A 25697-nucleotide genomic window follows, 5' to 3' on the forward strand; every position below is an offset into this window, starting at 1 on the left:
TCTCGAGGCGACGATTTCGATCGACTACTTGGCTTCCGCGTCCGCCTCGTCCGCTGATTCGGCGTCCGACTCGTCGTCGGTCACCGTCGCGACGATCTCGTCGGTCATCTCCTCGCGGCTGAGGTTTGCCTTCACACCGACGTCCTTTGCGACCGATTGCAGATCGTCGTAGGACATCACCCCCAAGAAGTCCGTGAGTGTGTCTTTCCGGAGCCCTTCGATATCCTCGGCCGACGGTTCGGAGTCGTCTTCGCCATCCTCCTCGGCGTCGGTCGTCTCCGACTCATCGCTTTCGTCCGCCGTATCCTCCTCGGCGTCGGTCGTCTCCGCCTCGTCGCTTTCGTCCGCCGTATCCTCCTCGGCGTCCGGTTCGTCATCCCTTTCCGTCTCGGCGTCGCCGTCCTCCGTCGTTTCATCGTCCTCGGATTCGTCCGCATCGTCGTCCGTGAGGACGTCGTCGAGTCCGCTGGCCTCGCTTACGTCTTCGGCGACTGACTCGACCGTCTCTCGAGCATCAGTCTTCTCGCTTTCTTCGTCAGCGGCGTCGCTCTCTACGTCGGCTTCACCCGCTTCGTCCGCCGATTCGTCTTCGCCGGTATCGCTCTCGAGGAGTCCCTCGAGGCCACTCCCCTCGGTCGCACCCTGTGCCAGCGATTGGACCGATTCCTTGGCGTCGCTTTCGTCGACCGTCTCGCGGAGGGCGTCACGGATCGCCGTCGTGAGATCCGACTGCAGCTCTTGGCGGTCTTTTTCGGCTTCGATCCCCTCGGCGATCGTCTCGTGGATCGCGCGGCCGATCGATGACCCCAGTTCCCGACCCGCTCGCGCGCCAAACTCACGACCGACCGCGGCACCGATCTCGCCGCCGTCGATGCCGTTTTCGATGGAGCCGTCACCGAGCAGATCGGTCACTGCGACCTGATTGCTCACCTCCTGGGCGACCAGCTGCTTCAGCCCGGCGTCACTCATCGAACTCACCTCGAGGCGGGACATCCGATCCGTCGGAGAGCAGTTGACACGATAGCATGGTCACTCTTCTTCCTCGTCTTCGTCCGTGGCCGCAGTGTCGTCGGCTTCAGCGTTGTCGTCCTCAGCGGTATCGCTTTCCCCCTTACCTTCCGTGTCGTCGCCGTCGTCTTCTGCCTCCGGCTCTGCATCGCCTTCAGCTTCCTCTGCTGGTTCGTCTTCGGCTTCCTCTGCTGGTTCGTCTTCAGCTTCCTCTGCTGGTTCGTCTTCAGCTTCCTCCGCCGGTTCGTCTTCAGCTTCCTCCGCCGGTTCGTCTTCAGCTTCCTCTGCTGGTTCGTCTTCGGCTTCCTCTGCTGGTTCGTCTTCGGCTTCCTCCGCCGGTTCGTCTTCGGCTTCCTCGTCGGGACCGAGCAGTTCCTCGACGACCAGCTCACCGATCGTTCGGCCGACTGATTCGCCGACCTTTCGACCGACGAGTGCACCGATCTGACCGCCGAGTGCTTCGCCGAGCGGCTTCTCTCCGTTGATTTCGTCTTCCCACTGCGTTCCCTCGACGAGCTCATCGACGTCAACGTTCTCGGCGATCTTTCCGTAGTCGATTCGCTGGGTCACTGATTTCGATTGCTCACTCATGATGACGCCTCCGTCTGTGACGCTGCGTCGGACTGGGAGTCTGACTCGACTTGCTCGCGATCCGGCTCGAGCTGCTCGATCAGTTGCTCGATTACCCGGCTGACGACCGTTGCCACGAGGTCTTCGATCGGGAAGCCGGGGATGAGCCCGAGTAGCTTCTCTTTCAGCCAGCTCCAGGCGTTGGCGATCCGACCACTGGACTCATCGTCTGTCGCTTCGGTCTCTTCGGTCTCGGCTTCCGGTTCCTCGGCATCGGTTTCCGATTCGTCACCGCCAAGCCCGAAGAGTCTGCTGAGCAGTTCTTTTGGCTTGCTCGCCAGTCCGCTGAGGAGCGCTTTCGGTTTCTCCAGCAGGCTGCTGAGCAGTTCCTTCGGCTTGTCCAGGAGTGACGAGACTGCGTCTGAGAGGCCGCCAGCACCATCGAGAAGGCCGGTCACTGCAGACAACAGGTTCCCGAGCAGGTTACTCTCGCCTGGACGGGCTGAGACGTCGAGCGTCACCGGGTTCAGGTTCACCTCGAGGCCAAGCAGATCGAGGAACAGGCCATCGAGATCGAGATGGAGGACGCCGGACGCGTCGTCGTCCTGGTAGACGTCCTCGGCATCTTCGACGTGGTACTCGGCTGACTCCTCGTCGGCTTCTTCTTCGGCTGATTCCTCCTCGTCGGCTTCTTCTTCGGCTGATTCCTCCTCGTCGGCTTCTTCTTCGGCTGATTCCTCCTCGTCGGCTTCTTCTTCGGCTGATTCCTCCTCGTCGGCTTCTTCTTCTTCGGCTGGTTCCTCCTCGTCGGCTTCTTCTTCTTCGGCTGGTTCCTCCTCGTCGGCTTCTTCTTCGGCTGGTTCCTCCTCGTCGGCTTCTTCTTCACCCTCGTCGGCTGAAGATTCCGTCTCACCTTCCTCGTCGGTCGTCGATTCATCGTCGCCCGCTTCCTCGCTCTCGTCTTCCGCCGTCACTTCGGCCTGGCCGCCGTCGGTCATCACCCTGTGGTCTGGCGATCTCGCCTGCTTGTCGACGTAGCGGTTCCTCGAGCAGGTATGGACCGCCACGGGATCCGAACACTCTTCGGATCCATCTCGTTCTTGGCTCAGTGTCATTCTACGAAAACAAGACGGCAGACGGCATTGTGGGGATTGGCCTTGCGTGTGCGACTGCTGCAGTGACCAGCTTAAAGGAAAATCGATCAGTCGTCTGACCTGCTTACTCGAGCGACCCAACGCGAAGCGCGTACTCGCCGCGCCGGTCGCCCTCGTCGTGATACTCGACGGGCTCTTCGATCGCGGCGATGGTCTCGCCGTCGACGGCAGCGGCGGTCGCGATTCCCGCGAGCGAGTCGACGCCGGTCGGGCCGGACTCGAGGTCGAACCAGCGAACGGCGTGGGTCTCGGGGTCGCGAACGCGGAAGTTCTGGGCACACGGTGTGACGAGCGTGTCGCCGTCGGTAGCGAGCCCGTGGACGAACCCGCCCACCTGTTCGTCCCACAGGAGGTCACCGTCGGCATCGAACGTCACGATCCGATGCTCGTTCGGATGACGGCCCTCGGTCTCGCGGCGCTCGAGGGCATAGGTGTTCCCAGTGACGAACGCGACTCGGCCGTCGTTCGCGTAGACGTGGTTTGGGTAGGCGTACAGCGTCTCACCGTCGATTTCGGTTTCGACTGCCAGATCGACGGCCCAGCGCTCGGCCCCGGCGGGGCCGAGCAGATAGCCGCGCTTGTCGCCGTGACTCGAGACCGCGATCACGTCGCCGTCGAACGAGACGTCGCCGACGCGTCGGTCGCCCTCGGTGCCAGGGTCCCAGGTCCACTCGAGGTCGCCCGTGTCCGTCTCGAGGACGACGAGGCCGTTGTCGTGGTCGCCCATACAGCGATTGTAGCCGACGGCTAAGCGGTCACCGTCGGTGTCGAGATCGATCGCGATCGGCGAGGCGTCGGTCTCGTAGGTCCAGCGAACCGAGCCGTCGGGGTCGAACGCGTAGACGGTGCTGTGCCACTGGCGGCGCTCGCCGTCGCGCTCGTAGCGCCTTGCGGCCGCGTACAGTCGGTCTCCGTCCGTCTCGAGCGAGACGACGTAGGGCAGGTAGAAGACGCTGTCTTTGACCGCAGTGCCGATGTCCGCGGCAGTATCGTACTGCCAGCGTTGTTCGCCCGTCTCGGCGTCGTAGACCGCGATCGTTCCCGTCTCGCCGCGACCGGCGACGACGACGGCAGCAGCGCTGGCGGCCGTCTCATCGTCCGAAAGCGTCGTAATCCCGACGGCGTGATCCGGATGGGTAACAGTCCAGCGGGGCTCGAGGGAGTCGGCCTCGTGGGCGGTTACGGTTCCGTCCCACTCGCCGGTGACGACGAGGTCGCCAGTCGTGGCGACCGCAGAGCGAGTCCACATGTGCCGGCTGCGAGCCGGTTCGATCTCGCCAAGCGGTCGTCGTTGGAGCGATCGCTCGTGCTCTGGTTCGGAGCCAGCGGTTCCAGCCATGCTCACTCCTCGACTGGGAACGTCTCGTGGAGGGTGTCGTGGGCCTCACCCATCCCGTCGACGATGCTCTCACCCTGAACACTCAGCCGCTCGACCGCACGCTCTGCGTTGCGGACCTCGAGCAGTCGACCCCGGGTGTAATCGTACTCGGGGTCCTCGCTGGCCATGGCTGCGACTTCCTCCTCCAAGTCGACCAGCGCCGCATCGAGGTGGCGCTGGATCTCTGCAAGGGTGTCAGCCTCAACGAGGCCTTCGATGGGGCCCTCGAGATGGCCCTCGAGTTCTTTCTCCGCGTGTTCGCGGGCGCTCTGGTCCCCGACGCCGAGGACGTTCATCAATCCGAGTCGTAGTGCTTCGATTTCGTGACAGCTCATATCTAGTTCTGTGATTTCGTGGTCGTGGGTTGGTCGTGTGTCTATGCGTCTGCTACAGCGTCTGGTCGACGAGGTCGCTCACGATGCGGTCCCGATCCAGATGATCTGCGACGAGTCGTTCGGCATCCTCGGCTGCGACGTCGCCGTACCAGATCCCGTCAGGGTAGACGGCAACCATCGGTCCGTCGCCACAGCGACCGAGACAGGACGACCGCGTAATGCGGGCATCGCAGTGCTCGGAGTCGCGAGCTTTCTGGCGAAGGCGCTCGAGCACCGCGGGCGACCCCATGTCGGCACAGGTCCGGTTCGTACAGACCATGACGTGCTTCTCGGGCGCGTCGTGGGTGTGTGGTTCGTTGTCGACGTCCTCTCGATCCGCATGTGCGTCCTGATGAGCCAGCGCCCGGAGCATGGCCCGTGCGCCGCCGACATCTTCTTCGTAGCCCTCGAGGTCGACTTTGTACTTGCACGTGTCACAGGACATCTCGACGCTATCGGTTCGAGCCTCCTGCCAGCGGTCGGCGAAAACGTCGAGCAGTCGCGAGTCCGTGCCAAGTGGGTCGCCCGCCAGCGCGTCGACGTACGGGTAGTCGTCGTCGAACTCTGCGGTCCAATCCCGGACTCGCTGGGTGAGGACGCCGTCGCCGAGCATGTAGGGGAGGACGACGACCGCGTCGGGACGGTGCTTCGAGAGGCCGTGGAGGGTGTCCTCGAGCGTCGGCTCAGTGACGCCGATAAACGACGCTTCGACGCGGTCGAACGCGCGGCCTTCATACAGCAGTCGGGCCAGCTTGTGGACGTCGCCGTTGGCATCCGGATCGCTCGAGCCGCGCCCACAGACGACGACGGCAACGTCGTCCTCGGTGCGGTCGACGCTGAGTTCCGATTCGACCACACCGGCGCGGTCGTCGAGCAGGTCCAGAATCGCCGGATGGATACCCAGATGCGCGCCGTTTCTGATCTCGACGTCGTGGGTCGCTCGAGCCTGTTCGATCGCCAGCGGCACGTCGTTTTTGACGTGGCTCGCGGCGAACAGCGAGCAGTGGACGACGGTTACCTGTGATGTGACAGCTGCAAGCCCCGCGATAGCGTCGTCGATCGCCGGCTCTGCCAGTTCGAGAAACGCTGCATCGACCAGAATCCCCAGTCGCGACTCGAGGCCGGCAGCGAGCTCTCGAACCTGTTCGTTCGACTTTGCTCGACGGGAGCCATGCCCCACCAGGAGGACGGCCTCGTCGTCGAATGCGGACGTGGATCTGGAATCGTCGGATTTGCTCATCAGTTGTTGGTATGGGTGGATACTGAACGCGGTTCGAACACGGCGCTCGGGGTGGTTACTCGTCGTAGCTGTCTGCCTGCTCGATACTCCACTCGAGTTTTCGACGCCGGCTCGGCGCGAACAGGCCAGTTGTCTCGCAGCCTTCGTAGAGCCACGTGCCAAACTCGGGGACGGCATCGTCGTCGACGCCGAACCAGTAGCCGCCCGAGGACGTCTCCGAAAGCTCGCCGATGGGTGTGTCGACCGGACAGTCGGCGAGCAGTTCCCGTGTCGCCTCGAGCAGCGTGCGGTCGTCGTGAACGAACGAAATGCCGACAGTGCCACTCGAGGACTTGAAACAGATCGTCCCACAGCCCTCGAGCAGGCCGCGAAGGAGCTCTCGCTCGTGACTCGAGAACGCGCCAAAGCGGTAGTTGCCGCGGCCGTCGACAGGTAGCGAGAGTGCGCTGGCGCGACCCAGCAGCCCCTCGCTATCCTCGTCCTCGCCGATCGAGAGCGTGTACTCGTCTTCCGTGCGCGTAATCGACGTGTCGTGGGCGTACTCGCGGCTGCTCGTCTCGTGGTCGATGTCGCCGCCCGCGATCGCGGCGAGCACCTGCGCGGATTGCTCGTCGGTGGTCACGACCTCGAGATGCTCACGGCGTCGCCGTTCGCTGTTCGTGGTTCTCGCTTCGCTCCGAACCACGCGCCCACTGCCGGCGACGTGCCCCCAGAGGTACGCGCTCGCAGGATGGCCCACAAGCGGGTCGGCTGGAACCTCGATCTCGAGGGCGTCGTCGGTCATCGATTCGGCATCGCTCATTCGCCCACCTCCTCGACGATGATCGCGTCCGTCGGGCAGGCCGCGGCGGCCTGCTGGGCTTCCTCAATGCGGTCGTCGTCGAACGTCGCGACGACCCGCTCGGCGGTGTCGGTGACCTCGCCCTCGCAGTCGTAGACCGGATCGGCGTCCGGATCGACTGTCGCGAGGCCGTCCTCGCCCTCGACAAATCGCGGGTCGCGGGTCAGACAGGCGAAGATGCCGTCGCAGGCGTCCTTTTCGATGGTAACTTCGTATCGTGGCATGGTCAGTAGTCGTATTTGGTCTCGTAGCCACGCGGCGTGACCATCCGGTCGTCCCAGACGTAGGTGTCCTCGGTCCCGACGACGATCGTCGTCGTCATGTCGATGATCTCGCTCTCGCCCAACTCCTCGAGTTCGCCGAGATCGGTGATCATCACCTGTTCGTCCTCGCGGCCCGCGCCGTGGACGATGCCGACCGGCGTGTCTTCGTCGCGGTGGGTCAGCAGGATCTCACAGCACTTCTCGAAGTTCTCCCGGCGCTTGCGGCTCCAGGGATTGTAGATCGTGATAGTGAAGTTCTCGCTCGCGACCGCGTGCAGTCGGGACTCGATTTCGGGCATCGGAACCAGATGATCCGACAGCGAGACGGAGACGGTGTCGTTGACCAGCGGTGCGCCGAGGCGGGCCCCACAGGACTGGGCCGCCGGCACGCCGGGGACGACCTCGAAGTCGACCATCGACGCCGTCGCGCCCTTGGACTCGAGGATCTCGAGTGCTAGCCCCGCGAGCGCGTAGACGTTAGGGTCGCCGCTGCCGACGATCGCCACGTCGTTGCCCGCGAGCGTGCGGTCGATCGATTCCTCGGTGCGCGAGACCTCGCCACACATCGGCGTGTCGTAGATGTCGTCGGCCTGCTCGGTGATCTCGTCCGGGATCAGTTCGATGTAGGTGGTGTAGCCGACGATGTGGTCGGCCTCGAGCAGGGCGTCCTTGGCTCGTTTGGTCATCCCCTCCGGATGGCCAGGGCCGAGGCCGACGGCGATCAGCTGGCCGGGCTCGGCGTCGAAGTCTTCGATCGTCGCGCCGACTTCCTGCTCGTTCGACTCGTCGTCGGAACTCGAGGCGCCGCATTTGGAGCTACTCGAGGACGAGGAACTGGAACTCGAGGCGCCGCATTTCGAACTCGAGTCGTCGGTGGTCTCGCTCGACGAGGCTCCGCATTTGGAGCCGCTCGAGGTTTCCGTGTCGGTCGTCGAAGCGCCACACTTGGAAGTCGATTCGTCGTCAGCGTCCGCGTTGGTGTCAGTACTCATGGATGTCGTGGTGATTAGTAGTCAGAAGTCGTTGACGTCACGCCCGCCGCGCGGGGTGACGAGATACGTTCGGTCGTCGTTGCGCCAGGTGTCGGTCTCGTGGGTGCCGATGATCAGCGAGGTGCCCATCCCCGAGACCTTGTCGTCGTGGTCGACAGCCTCGCCGAGCGTCGTAATGAACTCGCTCTCGCCGTTTCGGCCGGCATCCTCACGGCCGGCGTCGTTGACGATGGCCACGTAGGCGTCGTCGGTCCGCTCCTCGCGGACGATCTTGACGGCCTTCTCGTAGTTTCGCCAGCAGTTGTAGAGGACGATCACGAAGTCGCTGATCGCGGCTGCGCGCAGTTTTTCTTCGATCTCGTCCCAGCCGCGCCACTTATCGGACAGCGAGATCGTACAGAAGTCGTTACACAACGGCGCGCCGACGTTCGCCGCGCCGCCGAGTGCCGCCGTGAGACCGGGGACGATCTCGATCGGCACGTCCGTCGCGCCCTCCTCCTCGGCCATCTTGAAGATGAGATCCGATTTGCCGTAGACAGAGGGGTCACCGCCCGAAACGTGGGCGACGTCTTTCCCCTCGCGGACGTAGTCGAACGCCGCGCGAGCGAGTTCTATCTGCCGTCCCATCGTCGAGCGGACGATCTCCTGTTCGACCCCGTTCTCTCGAACGGCGATCCCATCATCGCCGAAGTCCTGTGGCAGCGTTCCGTCCTCGCGCAGGAATTTTTGATAAAGACTCGAGGCGATGACCACGTCCGCCGATTCGATGACCTGCTTTGCTTTCGCGGTCATGTGACCAGGCAGGCCGGGACCAATGCCGACGACGGAGAGGGTGCCGTGATCGTCGGGCGTTCCGTCGGCCACCGAATCCGAGGTGTCGCTCTCGCTCATCGCCCGATCGCCACCGTAACCTCGTTCTCGTAGCCGGTCTTCTCGAGGACCAGTTCCTGTTCAGCACCGCCCGCGATCGCGGAGGCCTCCGAGACACCGGGCCAGCCGATCAGCTCCTTCGATTTCGAGGGCGTCGGCCCCTCGTGGTCGAGCAGGGTTTCCTTGTCGAACGCAACGACGCCGAGATCGAGTTCCTGAGCCGCCTCGAGCAGCCCCTCCTCGTCTTCCTTTCGAGTCGCCGTGGCGACGAACTCGACGTCGTCGAAGTCGTAGTCGGTCTGCGCTATGGCTTGTTCCCACGCGGCGAGGAACGACTCCGTGCGCGCGCCGGAGACGCTCCCGGTGCCGATCACGACGCCATCGTCCTTGTTGCGCTTGAGGACGGTGACGTCGTCGCCGACGAGGACGGCCTTCGGGCCCTCGAGTCGGGCGACGGGGCCGAGGTTGTCGTCGAGGACGGCGAGATTCGTCTTCACGGTCGAGTCGCCGTTGACGACGTGGGTGTCCATCGCCTTCGCGCGGGATTCGACACCTTGCTTGCCGGCGGCCTCGCTCGCGGTGGTCATCGCCGGGATCGCACCCATCGTCGCCAGATCCTGTGCGACCTGATTCGCGCCGTGGTGGCCGCCCGTGATCGGGATGGCCCACGTCAGTTCCTCGTCGACGACACAGATCGCGGGGTCGTCCCACTTGTCGTCTAACAGATGGGCCGTCTTGCGCATCGCGATTCCGGAGGCCATCAGGCCGATAAAGCAGTCGTACTCGCCCCAGTGGGCCTCGAAGACGTCACCGTGATACTCGAGGATCTCGATCGTCTCGTAGCGATCCTCGAGTTCGGTTTTGATCTCTTCGGCCGTGTCCATCTTGCGCCCGAAGGAGACGATCGCGATCTCCTCGGCGACTTCGCCGTCCGAATCCGGCGTCGAACAGTGGCCGCCCGAATCTGTACTCGAGTCGTCAGTCCCGTCCGCGTTCTCAGTTCCTGAACTCATTGTCGAACCTCCATCGTACCGAACTCGTCCGTTCCACGCCGAATCGACCCGTCAAGTCCACCGCGGGGGAGGGACTGAAAGGGGCCAGCCTCGTCGGCGAAGGCGGCCGAAGTAAGCACTGCAGGGAGCGAGCACCGCGAGCGACCGAAGCGCACAGCGAGGCCCCCGAGTCGACGGGGCTGGGGGCTTTCACCGTGTTTGCGGTACCGCGCTCGACTCTCCTCAGTCATCGCTCGCCTCCGGTTCACTCGCGTTTTCAGCCGAACCGTCCGAAGAACCGCGATTCGCCCAGTCACCGTAGAGGAACGAGCGCTCGTAGCCCGCGCCAGTCACGGCGTCGCCGATGACGACCAGCGCCGAGGCGCGGTAGCCCGCCTCCTCGACCTTGTCCGCGATCGTCCCGATATCGCCGACGATGATGTCCTCGTCCGGCCACGAAGCGTGGTAGATCACGGCGACGGGCGTCTCGGGGTCGTGGTCGTCTGCGAGTAGTCGCTCCATCGTATCGCGAACGGCGTGTGTGCCGAGGTAGATACAGGTCGTTACGTCGCCCATCTCCACGAACTCGGAGATGTGGTCTTCTTCCTCAGTCAGCGTCTTGCCCTGTGGCCGAGTGAACGCGACGTGGTTCGAGACCTCGTTGAGCGTCAGCTGGGTCCGCAGCGTCGCGCTGGCCGCGAAGGCCGACGTGACACCCGGCACGAAGTGGGTCGGCACGCCCTCGTGCTCGAGCGCGTCCATCTGCTCGAGTGCAGCCCCGTAGATGGCGGGGTCGCCACTGTGCAGGCGGACGACGTTCTCGCCGTCCTCGTAGGCGTCTCTCATCAGCGGAATCAGTTCCTCGAGGTCTTTCCCCACGGAGTTCACGAGGTCGGCGTGGGCGCAATACTCGTTCAACAGTTCGCTGTTGACCAGCGACCCGGCGTGAACGACGAGGTCGGCTGCCTCGAGCAGTTCCTTTCCGGCAACGGTCAGCAGTCGCGGGTTGCCGGGCCCGGCCCCGACGAAGGGAACGCCCTCCTGCTCGTCGCCGGCGCTGTGCTCGAAGATTCGGTCGTCCAGTTCCTCGCGACGGCGCTCGCCCTGTGCGTCGATCGCCTCCTGCGGGTTGCCGCCCTCCGCTGGAACGGCGCTGTCTGTCTCGTCGGTCGTATTCGTGTTCGTCATTTTAGTGGCCTCCACAATCGCCGTGTGCACAGCCTTCGGCCAGCTCAAGATCGACAAGCGTTCCCCCGTCCGCGACCGGCTCGCCGCTCGTCGACTCCTCGTCGCTCGAGGAGTCCGTAGCATCGGTCTCGAACGCTGCCGTCGCCTGTTCGATCTCGAGATCAGCCTTCTCGGCGTAGGCGAGCGTATAATAGTCGCGCTCGTCGATCTCGGACGGATCGTCCGTCACCATCGTCTCGCCCTGTTCCATGAACAGCCGGCGGCCGTAGGTCACCTCGTAGCCGGCCTCGAGGAGTCCCTCGTGGGTCGCCGGTGCGTCGGTGACTTTGAACAGAATCAGCCGATCCGGCCCCGTTGGACTCGCCCCGTTTGCGGCCTCGCGAAGTGAGAGACCTGCGCCGGCTTCGATCTCGACGCCCATCGCGGTCGCAAACGCCGTCACGGCGCTCACGCCAGGGACGATCTCCAACTCGACGTCGGGGTGGAACGCGTCGATCGTCCGCCGGAGATGGCCGAACGTCGAGTAGACGTTCGGGTCGCCGAGCGTGACGAAGGCGACGTCACCGTCGCGTGCGTTCGGGGCGATCTCGGCGGCAGCCTCCTTCCACGCCGACCGCAGCTTTTCCTCGTCTTTTGTCATCGGGAAATCAAGGTCCCCGATCTTCGACTCGTCGACGTGCTCGAGTGCGACGGATCGCGAGAGTCGGCCCGGCGAGTAGACCACGTCGGCCGACTCGAGAACGTTTTTTCCGCGAACGGTCACGAGGTCGGCCTCGCCGGGGCCGAGACCAACGCCGTAGAGCGTCATTGCAGGCTCCCTCCGTCGTTATCCTCGCCGCTCGCTGTCGCGCTCCCAACCAGCATGTAGACCGGGTTGTCCGAGTCAAAACTCGTCGCGCCGGCGAGTTCGTAGCCGTGGCTCACCTGAAACTGGACGACCTCCTCGAGAATCCCGCGCTTGCGGAAGGCTTCCGTCGCTCTGCCGGCGACCTCGAGTCGCGAGACGTTCATGACGATTCGATCGACCTCGGTGTCGACGGCGTGGTCGAGGACGGCCTCGAAGTTTCGACTGCCGCCCAGAAAGAGCGCGTCAGCGTCGGCGGGTACTCCCGCCGGCGCTTCCGTGTTCCGCAGTTCGACATCCGCTCGAATCGCGTCCTCGTTGGCGGCCAGATTCCGCTCGGTCGTCTCGAGGCGTTCGGGTTTCCGCTCAAGGGCAGTCACTCTCCCGGCCCGCTGTGCGGCTTCGATCGTGATGGCTCCCGTACAGGAGCCGACCTCCGCGAAGTGGTCGTCGGCCTCGAGTGCGAGTTTCGAGTGGACAACGGCCCGGACCTCCGGCTTGGTCGGCCCGGCCTTCGCGTCGTGTGGCAGCGCGATAGGTGGCATCATCCGGTGGAACAGCGGCCGTCCCTAAAACAATTTTGTTTGTTGTAGATCAAGCTGGATTGTCAAACTAAGGATGCGGTAGAGCAATTTCACTTGTAAGTGTGACGTTGAACGTCCCGCTGTCCGATCTATTCGCAGCCGGAACAGGGTCCAGCGTCCGCCACAGTCGTGACTGACTCGAGTGACGGACATCGAACCGATGATCGCACATTTCAGGCCGAGAGGAACGGCTGCCGTCGTTATCGAGCGTCGTCGAGTGTCTCGAGGAACCGATCGAACGCCCCGCTTTCGGGGTGGACGTGGACGTAGGTGCCGAGCGAGTTGTACTCGGTCAGCCCATCGTGCCCGCCGTCGATGCCGTCGCCACGCACCGTCTCGAAGGCAAACCGGGCGTCAGCGTCGACGTCGGCACTCGAGTAGTGGAACTCGTGGCCCCGAATCCGATCGCCAGCGTTGGCCGTCAGCGTCCCTTCGGTGGCCTCGAGTTCGACGTGATCGAGCGCCTGATAGCGGTCGTGCATGGTTACGTCCGCCGGGAGGATGCCGGCCATCTCGCTCGTCTCGCCATCGGCTGTCGTCAACGACTGGCTCATGGCCATCAGCCCCCCACACTCGCCGAGTACCGGGAGTCCCTCGCTGGCCAGCGTTCCGAGTTCGGCGAGCGTGCCAGCTGCCTCGAGTTCTGCGGCGTGGAGTTCGGGGTACCCGCCCGGCAGATAGACGCCGTCACAGTCGGGGACCGGATCGCCCGCGACCGGCGAGAACGTGACCAGATCGGCCCGTTCGCGAAACCGCTCGAGGGTGGCCGGATACCGAAAGCAGAAGGCGGCGTCGTCGGCGACGGCCACGGTGGCGTCGACCGATTTGGGTTCGTCCTCGACTGCCGTTTCGGGGGCAATCGCCTCGCTCGCCACCGCAGCCAGCCGCTCGGCCGAAAGCGAGTCGGCGGCCTCCCGCAGCGCCTCGCGCGGCAACGCAGCCTCCGCGCCCATCTCGAGGCCGAGGTGTCGGTCCGGGATCTCGAGGTCCGGATTCGGCGGGATTCGCCCGAAGTACTCGAGATCGTCTGGCAGCGCGTCGCGGATTCCTTGCTCGTGGCGGCCGCCGTGGGCGCGCTGGGCGACGATGCCGGCGACCTCGATCTCGCGGCCGATCGTCTCGGCGTACTGTTGGAAGCCAAGCGCCGTCGCCGCGACGCTTTCCATCCCGGCTTTCGCGTCGACGACCAGCACGACCGGGAGGTCGAGGGCTTCGGCGACCATCGCCGTGCTCGAGCCGTCGCCGTCGTACAGTCCCATCACACCCTCGACGACGCAGATAGCGGGGGACGACGTCCCCCGGGCAGACGGGTGTGACCTGTCGACGTCGCCCTCGCCGCGGGCGTAGTTGCGTCGAAGACCATCTTCGCCACAGAGCCACAGATCGAGCGTGCGGGAGGGGCGGCCGGCGATCGCTTCGTGGTGGCTCGGATCGATAAAATCCGGGCCCGCTTTGGCGGGCTGGACCGCGTAGCCGGCGTCCTCGAGGGCCTGAATAATTGCGAGCGTCGCGACCGTCTTCCCGACGCCGGAGCTGACGCCGCCGAGGACGAATCCGTTCATCATTGTACTTTCGTTCGGACAACTCAACTTGAATCCGTCGGTGAGCGGCGTCGGATACCCGAAACGAACGTGTGGATCAGACGCGTTCGCCGAGCGGCGGTTCGGAACGGACTCGAGTGACGAGCTGGTGACATTTAACCAACGGGTTTAACCGATCGAATCGGGTACGACCGGTCCCCGATTTCCATGACCGACGAACCCGCGTCCCTGACCGACCACCACCTTCGAGAGGCGCTTCGACACCTCAAGGAAGCCCAAGACGGCGACCTCCGAAAGACGAACGCGATCGCGCTCGAGCAGGTCTCGAATACGGTCTCGATGGTGCTTCGCGAACACAGCGAAGACGGCGAGTGATAGTCAGACTGGCTGTCGCACCGCGAGAACGATCAAGTCCGAAAACGGTGTGTCTTCTTTCCCGCTGCCGCCAGCGTGTTCGGACAGCTCCGCGAGCGTAAAGCGGTGGATCTGCTCGTTATCGTGGGTCAGTTTCTCGAGGACCAACGCCTCGAGGTCCGGTTCGGCCCCCTGCTCGAGCAGGAACTCGGCGATATCGCCGGGCATCCGATCGTACGGCCGCGGGAGCACGAGCAAGTGGCGTTCGTCCGCCGTCACGGCGGTTGCGAGTCGGTCCATGTCCGCCTCGAGGTCGCCGCTTTTGTGTAACGTGACGAATTCGGTGTCCTCCATCGGCGTCCGGGCGCGGCTGGCGGCCATCTGGATCGAGGAGATGCCGGGGACGACGCGCACCGGGCTCTCGGGATCCTCGCGTTCCACGGCGTCCTGACGAGTCTGCGAGTCAGGGCTCGTGGAACGCGCTTCCACGGCGTCCTGAACCTTCCCGACGAACTGATACCCGGAGTGGTTGGGATCGCCCATCGCGACGGCCGTTCCCGACTCGCCGTCGGCGACCCGGTCGGCGAATTCCTCGAGCGCCTCGGCTTCGTCCTTGTAGCCACAGGTCAGCAGATCGGCGTCGGTCAGGTCTTCGACGAACTCGACGACGGTCGTAAAGCCGACGATGACGTCGGCCTCGCGGATCGCGCGTTCGCCTCGCGGCGTGAGATACTCCTGATTGCCCGGCCCGACGCCGACGGCGTAGACCGGGTCGTCAGTCGTTTCGTCGATGTCGGGTTCCGGCGCTGCCGCGGCGAACGTCGCCGGGTCCGGCCCCGACTCGAGGTCGTACTCGTCGCTCATTCGTCATCCACCCGTTGGGAAGCCGTCAGTTCCAACTCGAGGTCCGCAGTCCGGACGTCTTTTGCGACGTGAATCAGTTCGTTCGTCAGCGCGGCCGCGAGTCCGCTGCCGCCGCGACGACCGACGTTGGTGATCGCCGGCACGTCGTAGGTCTCGCTGACCTCGCGGATGCGCTGGCGGCTCTCCTCGGCTTTGACGAATCCGACCGGGGTCGCGACGATTGCCGCAGGGCGTGTGCCGTTTTCGATACAGTCTGCAAGCGCGAACGCGGCCGTCGGGGCGTTTCCGATCACGGCGATCGCACCGTCGTAGACGCCCTGTTTGTCGAGTTCGAGCACCGAGGCAGCGGTCCGGGTCATGCCCGTCTCCTTGGCCAACTCAGCCCCGTTTCCGATCGCCTTGCGCTTCTCGCAGTTGTGGCCCCGGCCGGTGATCCCGGCCTTCGACATCGTGATGTCCGTAACGATGGTGGCTTCCTCGAGGACGGCCCGCGCGCCGGCCCGGACGGGGGCGTCCTCGTCGTCGCCCACGTCGTCGCTCCCGGTGAACTCGATCAGGTGCTGGAACTCGATGTCGCCCATCGAGTGAACCGACTTCTGTCGAATCCGGTCGGCCAGCGTCTCGTCCGGCACGAACTGGCGGACGATATCCATGCTCGTCTCGGCGATATCCATCGCGTTCTGTGTGGTCGCGCCCAGATCCGCGTACTCGTCCTCGAAATCTTGCTCAGTCATCGTTGGTTACCTCCATCGCAGAATTGGTCGTCCGCGCCTCGAGATCACCTTCGACCTCGAGGTTCAGATCGCGCAGTTGGTCGACCGTCTCGTCGTCGGCGTCCCAGAGGTCGCGCTCGATAGCTTCGAGCAGGGTGTCCGTGATGGACTCGAGCGCCCATGGGTTCACCTCGCGCATCCAGTCCTGGCGATCCTCGTCGAACGCGAACTTTGCGGCGACGTCTTCCCAGAGCGTGTCGCTCACGACGCCAGTCGTGGCGTCCCAGCCGAGGGTCACGTCGACCGTCGTCGAGAGGTCGCCAGCGCCTTTGTAGCCGTGTTCCTCCATCGACTCGAGCCAGTCGGGGTTGAGCACGCGGGCGCGCATCGCCTTGCGAACTTTCTCCTCGTTCGTGTAGACGTCGACGTTGTCCGGATCAGAGGAGTCGCCGACGTAGGAGGCGGGCTCCTCACCCGATATCTCCGACACCGCGGAAATGAACCCGCCGTGGAAGGCGTACCAGTCCGAGGAGTCGAACTCGTCCTGTTCCATCGTGTCCTCGATCTTTACGGTGGCGTCGACGCTCGAGAGTCGCCGTTCGAAGGCGACGTGGGCGTCCGATACCCGACCGCGCGACCCCATCGCATAGCCGCCCCACTGGACGTAGACGCTCGCGAGATCCGAGCGGTCGTCCCAGTTGCCCTCATCAACGGCCTTGTTCGTGCCGGCTCCGTAGCCGCCGGGTTTCGTCGTGAACACGCGGTGTTTCGCCGCTTTTCGAGCCTCTTTCTCGTCCAGTCCGTCGTCCTCGAGGTCGGCCTGCTCTTCCTCGACGTGTTTCTTCACGTAGTTCATCTCGTGGGGTTCGTCAAGGTCGACTACGGCATCGACGGCGTCGTGGATGACACCCGCCGCGGCAGGGAACGCATCCCGGAACAGCCCGGAGACGCGCGTGGTGACGTCGATTCTGGGTCGGTCGAGTTCCTCGAGTGGGATCGGCTCGACGTCGTCGATCCGGCCTGCGTCGGTCCACCGGGGTTCGACACCCATCATCGCGAGCACCTGCGCGATCGTCTCGCCGCGGGTTCGTACCGTGGGGGTCCCCCACGCCACGACGCCGATCTCCTCGGGATAGTCGTCGTTTTCGTTGTAGTGGCGCTCGAGGACGCCTTCGGCGACCTCGCTTCCGACCTGCCAGGCGGCTTTCGCGGGCACCTTGCGCGGATCGAGCGTGTAGAAGTTCCGCGCGGTCGGCAGCAAGTCGACGCCCCCACGGGTCGGCGCGCCCGACCCACCCGGCGGGACGTACTCGCCCGAGAGTGCGTCTGCAGTTCGCGGGATCTCGTCTTCGGCCCCCTGCACGCGGGGCTGGGCCCCCTCGCAGATGTACGCGAGGGCCTTCCGCAGGTCGTCGTGAGCGCCCGGCTTCGCCCGCGCGTCGCCGATCGTCTCGAGATCGACGATCATGAGGTTGATGTTGACTTCATCGTCAGGCCCGCCCTCCAACTCGGAGACGGGGACGTCGAAGTCGTGTGCGGCCAGCGTCTCGAGCAGGCCGACACTGGTATCATAGACCACGTCGGCGGCCTCGGCGTGGGTCTGTCTCTTATACACATCTCTGATGGCGNCGCTCAGAGATGTGTATAAGAGACAGGAGATACTCCACGAGGCGCTCTCCGTCCGGCGGCTCTGACATCGTATGGAGCCCGAGTCGGATCTGAGTTGTCTTGACGTCGGTGAGATACTCGTGAATCCGTTCGACGAGGGCGTCGATCGCGAGATCCTCACCCTCGACAGCTCCCTCAGCCAACGTCGAGCCGGCCTCGTCGGGGCCGCGGACGTCGGCTTTCTCGTCGATGGTGCCCGCGATTCCGAGTTCGACTGCGAGATCCAATTCCTCGACTGTCTCGCGCATGAGGTCCTCGAGGTGCTCGCCGTCGTCCGCACGGGCGTCCTCCATCCCGGCCTCGCGGTACTGGTTGGCGAGTTCCTCGAGTTCCGAGAGCTCGTCGTATGTCCCCGCGTTTCGCATGACGGGCGTCAGGTAGTCGACGATGGCCGCATAGGAGCGCCGCTTGGCCTGCGTTCCCTCCCCCGGATTGTTGACGATGTAGGGGTAGACGTTCGGAATGTCGTCGATCAGCTGATCCGGCGCGCTCGCGCCGTTGAGTCCGACCGTCTTGCCGGGGAGCCACTCGAGGCTGCCGTGGGTTCCGAGGTGGACGAACCCGTCGACCTCGAACTCGTTTCGGAGCCAGCCGTAGAAGGCGTAGTAGTCGTGGGGTGGCTGCAGGTCCGAATCGTGGTAGACTTTCGAGGGGTCCATCCCGAACCCACGCGGGGGCTGAACGGTGACGAGCACGTTGCCGAACTCGACGCCCGGAATCGCGAACGGCCGGTCGGGGACCTCGCCCCACTCCTCGAGAACGTTCTCCTGAAATCGCTCGTCGGCATCCGAGAACCACTGCTCGTAGGTGTCTGCGGAAACCACGTCGACCGACAGGTCGCGAACGTCCTCGGGCGCGACCCAACGGTCCTCGAGGGTGAGCTGGGCGGTCAGTTTTTCGACGAGCGTCTGCCCGTCCTCGGGCATGTCGTCGCCCAGCTCGTAGCCGCGGGCCTCGAGTTCCTCGAGCAGATTCACGGTCGACTCCGGGGAGTCGAGTCCGAACGCGGTCCCGATCCCGTCGTCGCTCGGCGGGTAGTTGTGGAGGACGACCACAACTCGCTTGTCCTCGTTCGGCGTGTGTCGCAGTTGCGCCCAGTTGACCGCCAGCCGGGTCGCGTGGTCGACCCGATCCTCGATCGGGTAGTGGTGTTTCGGCGCGCTGCCGATGCCGGCCTCGTCGTCGGTTCGCTCTTTGCCTGAAATCGGGTGCGTGATGACGTTGCCGTCGAACTCCGGTAGCGCCACGGAGAGGGCGAGTTCGAAGCCCATCACGCCGGTGTCGCTGGATTCGTATCGCGAGCGCGAGCGCATCGTGGTGACCGTCTGCAAGACCGGCACCCCGAGCCGGTCGAGGAAGACGTCCTCAGCACTCGAGCCCTCATTGCTGGCGCTGCGGCCGCGCTCGTCCATCGACAGTGAGAACATAAACGAGGAGAGGACGGCGTCGACGACGGGCTGGCCGTCAGCATCGATGAGCCAGTTGTCGGTCACCCATTCTGCATCCTCTTGCTCCTCGGTGTCTGTCGCCGGGTTACAGAAAATCGGCAACGCGTTCGCACCCTGCTCCTCGAGCGCCCGAACTTGGGCGTCGACGTAGCGGGTGTTCTCGTGGGTCCAGTGGGATTCGTAGAACCAGACCGCGACCGTCGGCTTGTCGGGGTCGTGGGTCTCGAGCAGGCCCTCGTACTCGATGCCCGGATAGTCGGGGTGGTAGACACCCTCTGTGGGGAGGCTCGTCGGCTCGTCGTAGTCGACGTCGCGGCCCTCGTACTCGGCGGCGAGGAAGCGACACAGGTTCGCCGTGTTGATTGTTCCACCCTTCTCGAGATACTCATAGGCGAGGTCGCGATGGGCCGCACTGACCGTCGTGTCCTCGACGGCGTAGGCGTCGCCGGTCGCCTTGACGATCAGCGGAACGCCCGCGTCCTCGAGTGCGCCCGTCGCGTACTCGTAGCCCGGCATGCTGTCTTCGGCCCCGTGCAGCCAGAAGACGGCTGCCGTGGCGTCGGTCAATTCCTCGACGAACTCCTCGATGTCGGCCTCGCTTTCGAGGTCGCTTTCCGAGCGGACGACCAGCTCGACGCCCTCGAGACGCTCGGCGGCTCGTCCGATCGAGCCGAGTTCGTTCTCCGTCGCGGTGTAGATCCCGATCCGTGCCATCGCGTTTTTAAACCTCTATTGTATTAGCGCAAGTATGGTTGCAGACGCTGGGGACAAAAAGTTGTCGTCACTTCCCTTTCCGGCGATCGTCGGGCAGGACGAACTCAAACGCGTGCTGCTCGCCGTCGCGGCGGACGACGGGCTCGACGGCGCACTTATTAGTGGTGAGAAGGGGACCGCGAAGTCGACCGCCGTTCGGGGACTCGTCGATCTGCTCCCCGAACAGCAAGCCGTCGCCGACTGCCCCTATGGCTGTGCGCCCGACGACTCGAGTCAGCAGTGTGCGGACTGCCGAACTCGTGATCGCGAGGAACTGCCGGTCGAGACGCGACCAGTCCCGCTCGTAACGCTCCCGCTCGGGGCGACTCGAGACCGCGTCGTCGGCACGCTCTCGGTCGAGGACGCACTAGCTGGCGAGGCCGACTTCGATCCCGGCCTGCTGGCGCGTGCAAATCGCGGCATTCTCTACGTCGACGAGGTGAACTTACTCGACGACCACCTCGTGGACGTCATCCTCGACGCTGCTGCGAGCGGCATCAACACCGTCGAACGCGATGGGATCAGCCGCTCACACCCGGCCGAGTTCACCCTCATCGGGACGATGAACCCCGAGGAAGGCGACCTCCGTCCGCAGCTTCGTGATCGCTTCGCCCTCCAGGCGACTGTCGAAGGCTGTCGAGACCTCGAGGACCGCGTGGAGATCATCGATCGAGCACTTGGAGACCGCGGCGACGACGATCCGATGGCGTGCACCGACGCAGTCGAAACGCGCCGCGAGGAGCTTGCCACAGCCCGTGATCGGCTCTCGAGCGTGACGCTCCCGGCCGAGTTTAAAACGGAGATCGCCGGGCTCTGTCTCGAGGCCGGCGTCGACGGCCACCGTGGCGACGTCGCAACGGCCCGAGCCGCAAAGACGATCGCCGCACTCGAGGGCCGGACAACGGTTATCGAGTCGGACGTCCACGAGGCCGCCCGCTACGCGCTGCCCCACCGACTGCGGAGCACGCCGTTCGAAGACGAACCGGAACTCGAGGACATCCTCGAGGATCGTTTCGACGAGGGAGGGGCGGATGAGGGAGAGGGAGAGGGCGACGCCGCAGATGACGAGAGCGAGGCCGACGCCGACGGGGACGGTGAGACGGGAAACGAGTCCGGCGGCGAGGATCATAACGACGACCGCGACGACGCCGATTCAGGGCCCGAGGACGGAAGCGATGGCGGTGACGACTCGAGCAACGGGCCCGACAGCGATGGCGATGACGATCGCTCCGACAACGGCGGCGGCGCAGCCGGCGGTGACTCGTCTCCCGCCGACACCGGCCCTGACGAGGGCGGCGACGCCGGCGACGCTGATGATTCAAATGACCCGGAGTCGGAAGGGGACGACGGCGACAGCGAGGACGAGGCCCAGCCGCTGGTGCCCGGCCAGCAGCGCGCCAAGATCGCCGACGTCGGCGAGGCTCGAGCACCTGACCTCGAGTCGCCGGCCGTCGAGAGCCGCGACTCGACGGCTGCCGGTGGCTCACGCGCGAGTACGACGCCAAGCGTCGACAACCGTGGGGCACGCGTCCGAACCGAACCCGCCTCGGGCGACGGTGCCATCGACGCGGCGGCGTCGGTTCGATCGGCTGCCGCCCGTGGGAGTTCGCGCGTCGAAAAAGCCGATCTCAGACAGTCCGTTCGGGCCGGCGAAACGTCGGTGACCATCGTCTTCGCCGTCGACGCAAGCGCCTCGATGCGACCCGCGATGGAGACCGCCAAAGGCGTCGTCCTCGAGCTGTTGCGAGACAGCTACCAGCAGCGCGATCAGGTCGCGTTCGTCGCCTTCGCGGGCGACGATGCCGAGGTTCTCCTGCCCCCGACCGACAGCGTCTCGCTCGCCGCCCGCCACTTAAAGGAGCTGCCGTCAGGGGATCGCACGCCACTTCCCGCCGGACTCGAGACTTCGAGACAAGTGCTCGAGCGCGCGGAGACGGACGCCTCGGTCGTCGTGCTCGTGACGGACGGACGGGCGAACGTCGCCGACGGGAGCCCGACGGCGGCGACACGGCAGGCTGCACGCGGGCTCGCGGCCGACGAGGCGACGGTGATCGTCGTCGACGCCGGCGACGACAGCCGGGCTGGCCTCTCGGAACTGGTCGCAGCGGAAACGGACGGCGACCTGGTCGATCTCGAGTCGCTGTCGCTCGAGACGGTTCGGTCAGCGGCAAATCGAGCCGCGTCGGACGAGTCGTAACGCTTCCGGGGCCAGTGGGTCATGGTACCCATACACACTGCGCCAGCGCCGGTGTGGATCAATACGTCTTTGACCCCCGTCGATCGTTATCCGACGAGTCTATGACTGACGAGGGGGACAAACACGCAGACAGGGACGCTGGCGACGGGGTCGACCGCGACGTTAGCGACCATATCGAGTACGGGATCGATGACCGACCGCCGTTGGGTGAGTCGACGGTGCTTGGCATCCAGCATTATCTGACGATGGTCGGTGCGAACATCGCGGTGCCACTGATTCTGGCGAGTGCGATGGGGATGCCGGGCGACGTGACGGCCCGCTTTATCGGCACGTTCTTCGTCGTCTCGGGGATCGCGACGCTGGCCCAGACGACGTTCGGGAACCGCTACCCGATCGTGCAGGGTGCGCCGTTTTCGATGCTTGCACCCGCGCTGGCGATCATCGCCGTCGTCACCGCTGGCGGCGTTGGGGGCGCTGGAACCGACTGGCAGGCCGCATTAGTCCAACTGCAGGGGGCGATCATCGTCGCTGCGACCGTGCAGGTCCTGATGGGATACTTCGGGCTCGTCGGCAAACTTCAGCGGTTTCTCTCGCCCGTCGTCGTCGCCCCGACGATCGCACTGATCGGGTTGGCGCTGTTCGACGCGCCACAGATTACGTCAGTCGACCAGAGCTGGTGGCTCCTCGGACTGACGCTCGTGCTCATCGTCCTGTTCTCACAGTATCTCGACATCAAACACAAAGCGTTCCGCCTGTACCCGGTTATTTTGGCTATTGCGATCGCCTGGATCGCCGCTGCACTGCTGTCGGTTGCCGGCGTGCTTGGAAGTGGCCATCCGGGACACGTCCCGCTCGGTGATGTCACCGAGACATCGGCCGTCCTGCCGATCTACCCGTTCCAGTGGGGGACCCCCGAGATCACGACCGCGTTCGTCATCGGAATGTTCGCCGGCGTGCTCGCCTCGATCGTCGAGAGCATCGGTGACTACTACGCTGTGGCGAATATGACCGGCTCCGGCGCACCCAGCGAGAAACGGATCAACCACGGCATCGGCATGGAGGGGCTGATGAACGTCTTCTCCGGCATCATGGGTACCGGCGGCTCGACGTCGTATTCGGAAAACGTCGGTGCGATCGGGCTCACCGGCGTCGCCTCCCGCTACGTCGTCCAGATCGGCGCAGCGATCATGCTCGTCGTCGGCTTCATCGGCTACTTCGGCCAACTGATCGCGACGATCCCCGACCCGATCGTCGGCGGCCTCTTCATCGCGATGTTCGCGCAGATCGTTGCCGTCGGCATCTCCAATCTCAAACACGTCGACCTCGACTCCTCGAGAAATGTCTTCGTCATCGGCTTTGCGCTGTTCGTCGGGCTGGCAATCCCCGAGTACATGGCCAACTTCGGCTCGACACTCGAGTTCCGCGATGCGGTCGCACTCGAGGCGACGCTCGCGCCGCTGCTCGAGGCGGATGCGGTCGCCGGCACCGCGATTGCGGGCACGCTCGAGGCAGCGATACAGGCGTTCGTCGATACGGTGTTCATCATCGGCTCGACGGGGATGGCCGTCGGCGGGCTTGCCGCGCTCGTCCTCGACAACACGATTCCGGGCAGCCGCGAGGAACGCGGGCTGGCCGAGTGGGACCGTCTCACCGAAGACGACGCCGAGTTCGAGACGTTCTGGGAGCGCTGGACCGGTTCGGACGCCGACACAGATCGTCGAACCTGACGACGGCTGCCGGCTGGCGTTTTCGCACAGTGTGTGCAACCCGTCGAGCTATATGGCCAGCGCCCTACAATCGGTAGCAATGGCAACACTTTCGCTCGACGACGGCACACTCTGGTATGAGACACGCGGCGACGGCCAGCCGCTCGTGTTCATCCACGGCGGCTGGATGAACGGGCAGGCGTGGGCCCCACAGGTCGAGCGCTTCGCCGACGAGTATCAGGTCGTGACACTCGACGTCCGCGGCCACGGCAAGACCGGAGCGACCGACCCAAGCCAGTACTCGATCGAACTGTTTACCGACGACCTCGAGGTACTGCTCTCGGAACTGGATCTCGAGGCACCGATTCTCTGTGGGCTCTCGCTTGGCTCGATGGTCGCACAGGAGTTCCTCGACCGACACCCGGACCGGGCCGCGAGTGCCATCCTCGGTGGTGCGGTTCGCTCGATGCCGCCGGTGGACCTGCCAACGGGACTGAAACCGTTCCTCTCGCCGCTGCCAGCAGTGACGACCTCGCTGTCGATGATGGGGCCGGAGACGATATTCCGGTCACTGCTGGTGTCGATTCAGGCGACGACTGGCGAGCAGTGGCTGTCGGTCGATCCGGCAGTGCGAGCAGCGGCGATGGATGCCGTCGGCGAGATCTCTCGAGACGAGTTTCGGAAGGTGTTCGGCGCACTCTACCGGTACGAGCCGTCCGACCTCTCCCACGTCGAAACGCCGACGCTCGTGGTCCACGGCGAGCAGGAAGCGCCGCTGGTCAAACGGCAGGGCCGCGAACTCGTCTCGGAGCTCGCCGGTGAGCACCTCGAACTCCCGAACGCGGGCCATCTCGTCAATCAGGACCGGCCGAACGCGTTCAACACCGAGGCCGCAGCGTTCCTTGAGCCAATCGCGCGGTAGGGTCAGTTCCCCTGAAAGTCACGATTCGCCAGCCGATACGATTTGGCACTGAGTGGAAGACGTTGCCGTGCAAACAGCTATCAAGCACCAGCCCAATGGAACAAGCGGTGCTCCACCGACCGCACGTACCCACTTATGAGCAGCAATCGTCCGGAGTCCGACGCCATCAACAGTACCGTACCACCGAACGAACACTGGTCGAGCGTGTCCAAACACGTCGTCAACAGCTATCTCGAGGCCAACAACGCCCTCCTCGCTGCGATGGGGCTCTCGCCCTCGAGTGAGAGGCAGATGGGGACGCTGACGGCACGACACAGCCCTGCGACCACGGACGCCCCAATCAGAGAACTCGCCTTCGGCGACGACGCGTGGCTAATGGAACGGTCGGTCGACAGCTACGACGACCTTGCCGTCGGTGACTACGTCCGATTTACCAAGCCCATCGACGACACCGACGTCTCCGCGTTCGCCCATATCTCGGGTGATACTAACCAGCTTCACTTGGTGAAGTCGTTCGCCGAACGAACCCAGTTCGGCGGGCGAATCGCCCACGGCACGCTCGTCGCCGGCACGATCAGTGCGGCACTGGCTCGTTTTCCCGGGCTGACGATCTATCTCTCACAGGACCTCGAGTTCCGAGCGCCGGTCGAGGTCGGCACGACGGTCACCGCCACCTGTGAGATCGTCGAGGAACTCGGAGCGACACGATATCGCCTGCACACGTCGGTCGAGACCGACGACGAGGTGACGGTGATCGATGGCGAGGCAATCGTCGTCATCAAGGAGTCCCCCGAGAACTGATCGCGTCGGTGCGACCCACGCTCAGTCTCCCGACCAGCAGCAACAGGGCGGGCTTCGGTCGATTTCGCTCACGCTGTGCCTGTCGGCCATCCGCCGAGAGTCACCCGCGTCGAGCACCAAATTACCGTGGAAGAATAATGATACCCGTTCGTCCCATAGTCGTCTCCGATGACTCACTCAGAACCGTCCACGAGAACCGTCGCGGTCTGTCGCGCCTGTGACTCGGTGTACGTCGCCGAACAACAAGCCGACGGCACGATCAGACCGATCGGTGTCTCAGACGACTGTACCTGCGGTGAGGGCGACTTCTGTCGGATCTCGATGCCGGACGATGCCGGCCCGACGGTGGCACGGTCCTCGAATTAACGCCGGTGTGAGACGGGGACGGGAACACGAAAAGCGGGAATCATAAATACGGGGAGTCGTACGAGT

The 25697-nt window shown here is 64.7% G+C and carries 25 protein-coding genes and 1 pseudogene; 6 read left to right on the forward strand and 20 right to left on the reverse strand.

Annotation, left to right across the window (positions count from 1 at the left end):
• Window positions 1-24: 24 nt before the first annotated feature.
• The 16 genes from C495_RS11215 to C495_RS11290 form a co-directional block, all read right to left on the reverse strand.
• Entirely contained in the window at window positions 25-969 is a 945-nt protein-coding gene (locus tag C495_RS11215; RefSeq protein ID WP_049890314.1) for a putative sodium/potassium/calcium exchanger, read from the reverse strand.
• Between the two features lie 60 nt (window positions 970-1029).
• Entirely contained in the window at window positions 1030-1599 is a 570-nt protein-coding gene (locus C495_RS11220; protein ID WP_049890283.1) for a hypothetical protein, read from the reverse strand.
• Complete coding sequence (locus C495_RS11225; protein ID WP_008162967.1) at window positions 1596-2576, reverse strand: hypothetical protein; 981 nt, start codon at window positions 2574-2576, stop codon at window positions 1596-1598. Before C495_RS11225 ends, C495_RS11220 begins: the two co-directional genes overlap by 4 nt.
• A gap of 220 nt (window positions 2577-2796) precedes the next feature.
• Window positions 2797-4071, reverse strand: a complete 1275-nt coding sequence (locus tag C495_RS11230) for an outer membrane protein assembly factor BamB family protein (protein WP_008162969.1) — start codon at window positions 4069-4071, stop codon at window positions 2797-2799.
• Window positions 4072-4073: 2 nt separating this feature from the next.
• On the reverse strand, window positions 4074-4445 hold the full coding sequence (locus C495_RS11235; protein WP_008162971.1) for a DUF3209 family protein: 372 nt from the start codon (window positions 4443-4445) through the stop codon (window positions 4074-4076).
• A gap of 52 nt (window positions 4446-4497) precedes the next feature.
• Window positions 4498-5724, reverse strand: a complete 1227-nt coding sequence (locus C495_RS11240; protein WP_008162973.1) for a CbiX/SirB N-terminal domain-containing protein — start codon at window positions 5722-5724, stop codon at window positions 4498-4500.
• A gap of 55 nt (window positions 5725-5779) precedes the next feature.
• Window positions 5780-6526, reverse strand: coding sequence for a hypothetical protein (locus tag C495_RS11245; RefSeq protein ID WP_008162975.1), 747 nt, complete (start codon window positions 6524-6526; stop codon window positions 5780-5782).
• On the reverse strand, window positions 6523-6789 hold the full coding sequence (locus C495_RS11250) for a ferredoxin (protein WP_008162976.1): 267 nt from the start codon (window positions 6787-6789) through the stop codon (window positions 6523-6525). The genes C495_RS11245 and C495_RS11250 overlap by 4 nt, the downstream gene beginning before the upstream one ends.
• Window positions 6790-6791: 2 nt before the next feature.
• Window positions 6792-7820: a precorrin-3B C(17)-methyltransferase gene (cobJ, locus tag C495_RS11255; RefSeq protein ID WP_008162979.1), complete on the reverse strand. Its 1029-nt coding sequence runs from the start codon at window positions 7818-7820 to the stop codon at window positions 6792-6794.
• Window positions 7821-7841: 21 nt separating this feature from the next.
• Window positions 7842-8711, reverse strand: a complete 870-nt coding sequence (locus C495_RS11260) for a precorrin-3B C(17)-methyltransferase (RefSeq protein ID WP_008162981.1) — start codon at window positions 8709-8711, stop codon at window positions 7842-7844.
• Complete coding sequence (gene cbiG / locus C495_RS11265) at window positions 8708-9703, reverse strand: cobalt-precorrin 5A hydrolase (protein WP_008162984.1); 996 nt, start codon at window positions 9701-9703, stop codon at window positions 8708-8710. Before cbiG ends, C495_RS11260 begins: the two co-directional genes overlap by 4 nt.
• A complete protein-coding gene (locus C495_RS11270; RefSeq protein WP_008162985.1) occupies window positions 9700-9933 on the reverse strand; it encodes a hypothetical protein in 234 nt (77 codons plus the stop codon). Before C495_RS11270 ends, cbiG begins: the two co-directional genes overlap by 4 nt.
• Window positions 9926-10870 (reverse strand): cobalt-precorrin-4/precorrin-4 C(11)-methyltransferase, encoded by a 945-nt coding sequence (locus tag C495_RS11275; protein WP_008162988.1) that lies wholly within the window; start codon window positions 10868-10870, stop codon window positions 9926-9928. The genes C495_RS11270 and C495_RS11275 overlap by 8 nt, the downstream gene beginning before the upstream one ends.
• Before the next feature lies 1 nt (window position 10871).
• Window positions 10872-11678, reverse strand: coding sequence for a cobalt-factor II C(20)-methyltransferase (locus tag C495_RS11280; RefSeq protein WP_008162990.1), 807 nt, complete (start codon window positions 11676-11678; stop codon window positions 10872-10874).
• A complete protein-coding gene (gene cbiT, locus C495_RS11285; protein WP_008162992.1) occupies window positions 11675-12262 on the reverse strand; it encodes a precorrin-6Y C5,15-methyltransferase (decarboxylating) subunit CbiT in 588 nt (195 codons plus the stop codon). Before cbiT ends, C495_RS11280 begins: the two co-directional genes overlap by 4 nt.
• Window positions 12263-12498: 236 nt before the next feature.
• Entirely contained in the window at window positions 12499-13860 is a 1362-nt protein-coding gene (locus C495_RS11290) for a cobyrinic acid a,c-diamide synthase (protein ID WP_008162993.1), read from the reverse strand.
• A gap of 186 nt (window positions 13861-14046) precedes the next feature.
• Between C495_RS11290 and C495_RS18115 the strand changes: the two genes are divergently transcribed.
• Window positions 14047-14214, forward strand: a complete 168-nt coding sequence (locus C495_RS18115) for a hypothetical protein (protein ID WP_008162995.1) — start codon at window positions 14047-14049, stop codon at window positions 14212-14214.
• 3 nt (window positions 14215-14217) lie between these two features.
• Here C495_RS18115 and C495_RS11295 read toward each other — a convergent pair whose 3' ends face one another.
• From C495_RS11295 to C495_RS18630, 4 genes and pseudogenes are all read right to left on the reverse strand, one after another.
• Window positions 14218-15057, reverse strand: coding sequence for a cobalt-precorrin-7 (C(5))-methyltransferase (locus C495_RS11295; protein WP_008162996.1), 840 nt, complete (start codon window positions 15055-15057; stop codon window positions 14218-14220).
• Window positions 15054-15791 (reverse strand): precorrin-8X methylmutase, encoded by a 738-nt coding sequence (locus C495_RS11300; RefSeq protein WP_008162997.1) that lies wholly within the window; start codon window positions 15789-15791, stop codon window positions 15054-15056. Before C495_RS11300 ends, C495_RS11295 begins: the two co-directional genes overlap by 4 nt.
• Window positions 15784-17370: pseudogene (locus tag C495_RS18625) on the reverse strand (cobaltochelatase subunit CobN); the annotation flags it as partial. The pseudogene C495_RS18625 and the gene C495_RS11300, both read right to left, overlap by 8 nt.
• Before the next feature lie 7 nt (window positions 17371-17377).
• Window positions 17378-19600 carry a cobaltochelatase subunit CobN gene (locus tag C495_RS18630; RefSeq protein WP_394295665.1) on the reverse strand — a complete coding sequence of 741 codons (2223 nt, stop codon included), beginning with the start codon at window positions 19598-19600 and terminating at the stop codon, window positions 17378-17380.
• A 34-nt stretch (window positions 19601-19634) separates the two neighbouring features.
• Here C495_RS18630 and C495_RS11310 point away from each other — a divergent pair, with 34 nt between their 5' ends.
• From C495_RS11310 to C495_RS11330, 5 genes are all read left to right on the forward strand, one after another.
• A complete protein-coding gene (locus tag C495_RS11310; RefSeq protein ID WP_008162999.1) occupies window positions 19635-21836 on the forward strand; it encodes a VWA domain-containing protein in 2202 nt (733 codons plus the stop codon).
• Window positions 21837-21937: 101 nt separating this feature from the next.
• Window positions 21938-23563, forward strand: coding sequence for a uracil-xanthine permease family protein (locus tag C495_RS11315; protein ID WP_008163001.1), 1626 nt, complete (start codon window positions 21938-21940; stop codon window positions 23561-23563).
• Window positions 23564-23642: 79 nt separating this feature from the next.
• Complete coding sequence (locus tag C495_RS11320; protein ID WP_008163003.1) at window positions 23643-24464, forward strand: alpha/beta fold hydrolase; 822 nt, start codon at window positions 23643-23645, stop codon at window positions 24462-24464.
• 135 nt (window positions 24465-24599) lie between these two features.
• Window positions 24600-25265: a MaoC family dehydratase gene (locus tag C495_RS11325; protein WP_008163005.1), complete on the forward strand. Its 666-nt coding sequence runs from the start codon at window positions 24600-24602 to the stop codon at window positions 25263-25265.
• A 168-nt stretch (window positions 25266-25433) separates the two neighbouring features.
• Window positions 25434-25631 carry a hypothetical protein gene (locus tag C495_RS11330; RefSeq protein WP_008163007.1) on the forward strand — a complete coding sequence of 66 codons (198 nt, stop codon included), beginning with the start codon at window positions 25434-25436 and terminating at the stop codon, window positions 25629-25631.
• Window positions 25632-25697: the final 66 nt, after the last annotated feature.

This window comes from Natronorubrum sulfidifaciens JCM 14089, from assembly GCF_000337735.1.
GTDB classification, from domain to species: domain Archaea; phylum Halobacteriota; class Halobacteria; order Halobacteriales; family Natrialbaceae; genus Natronorubrum; species Natronorubrum sulfidifaciens.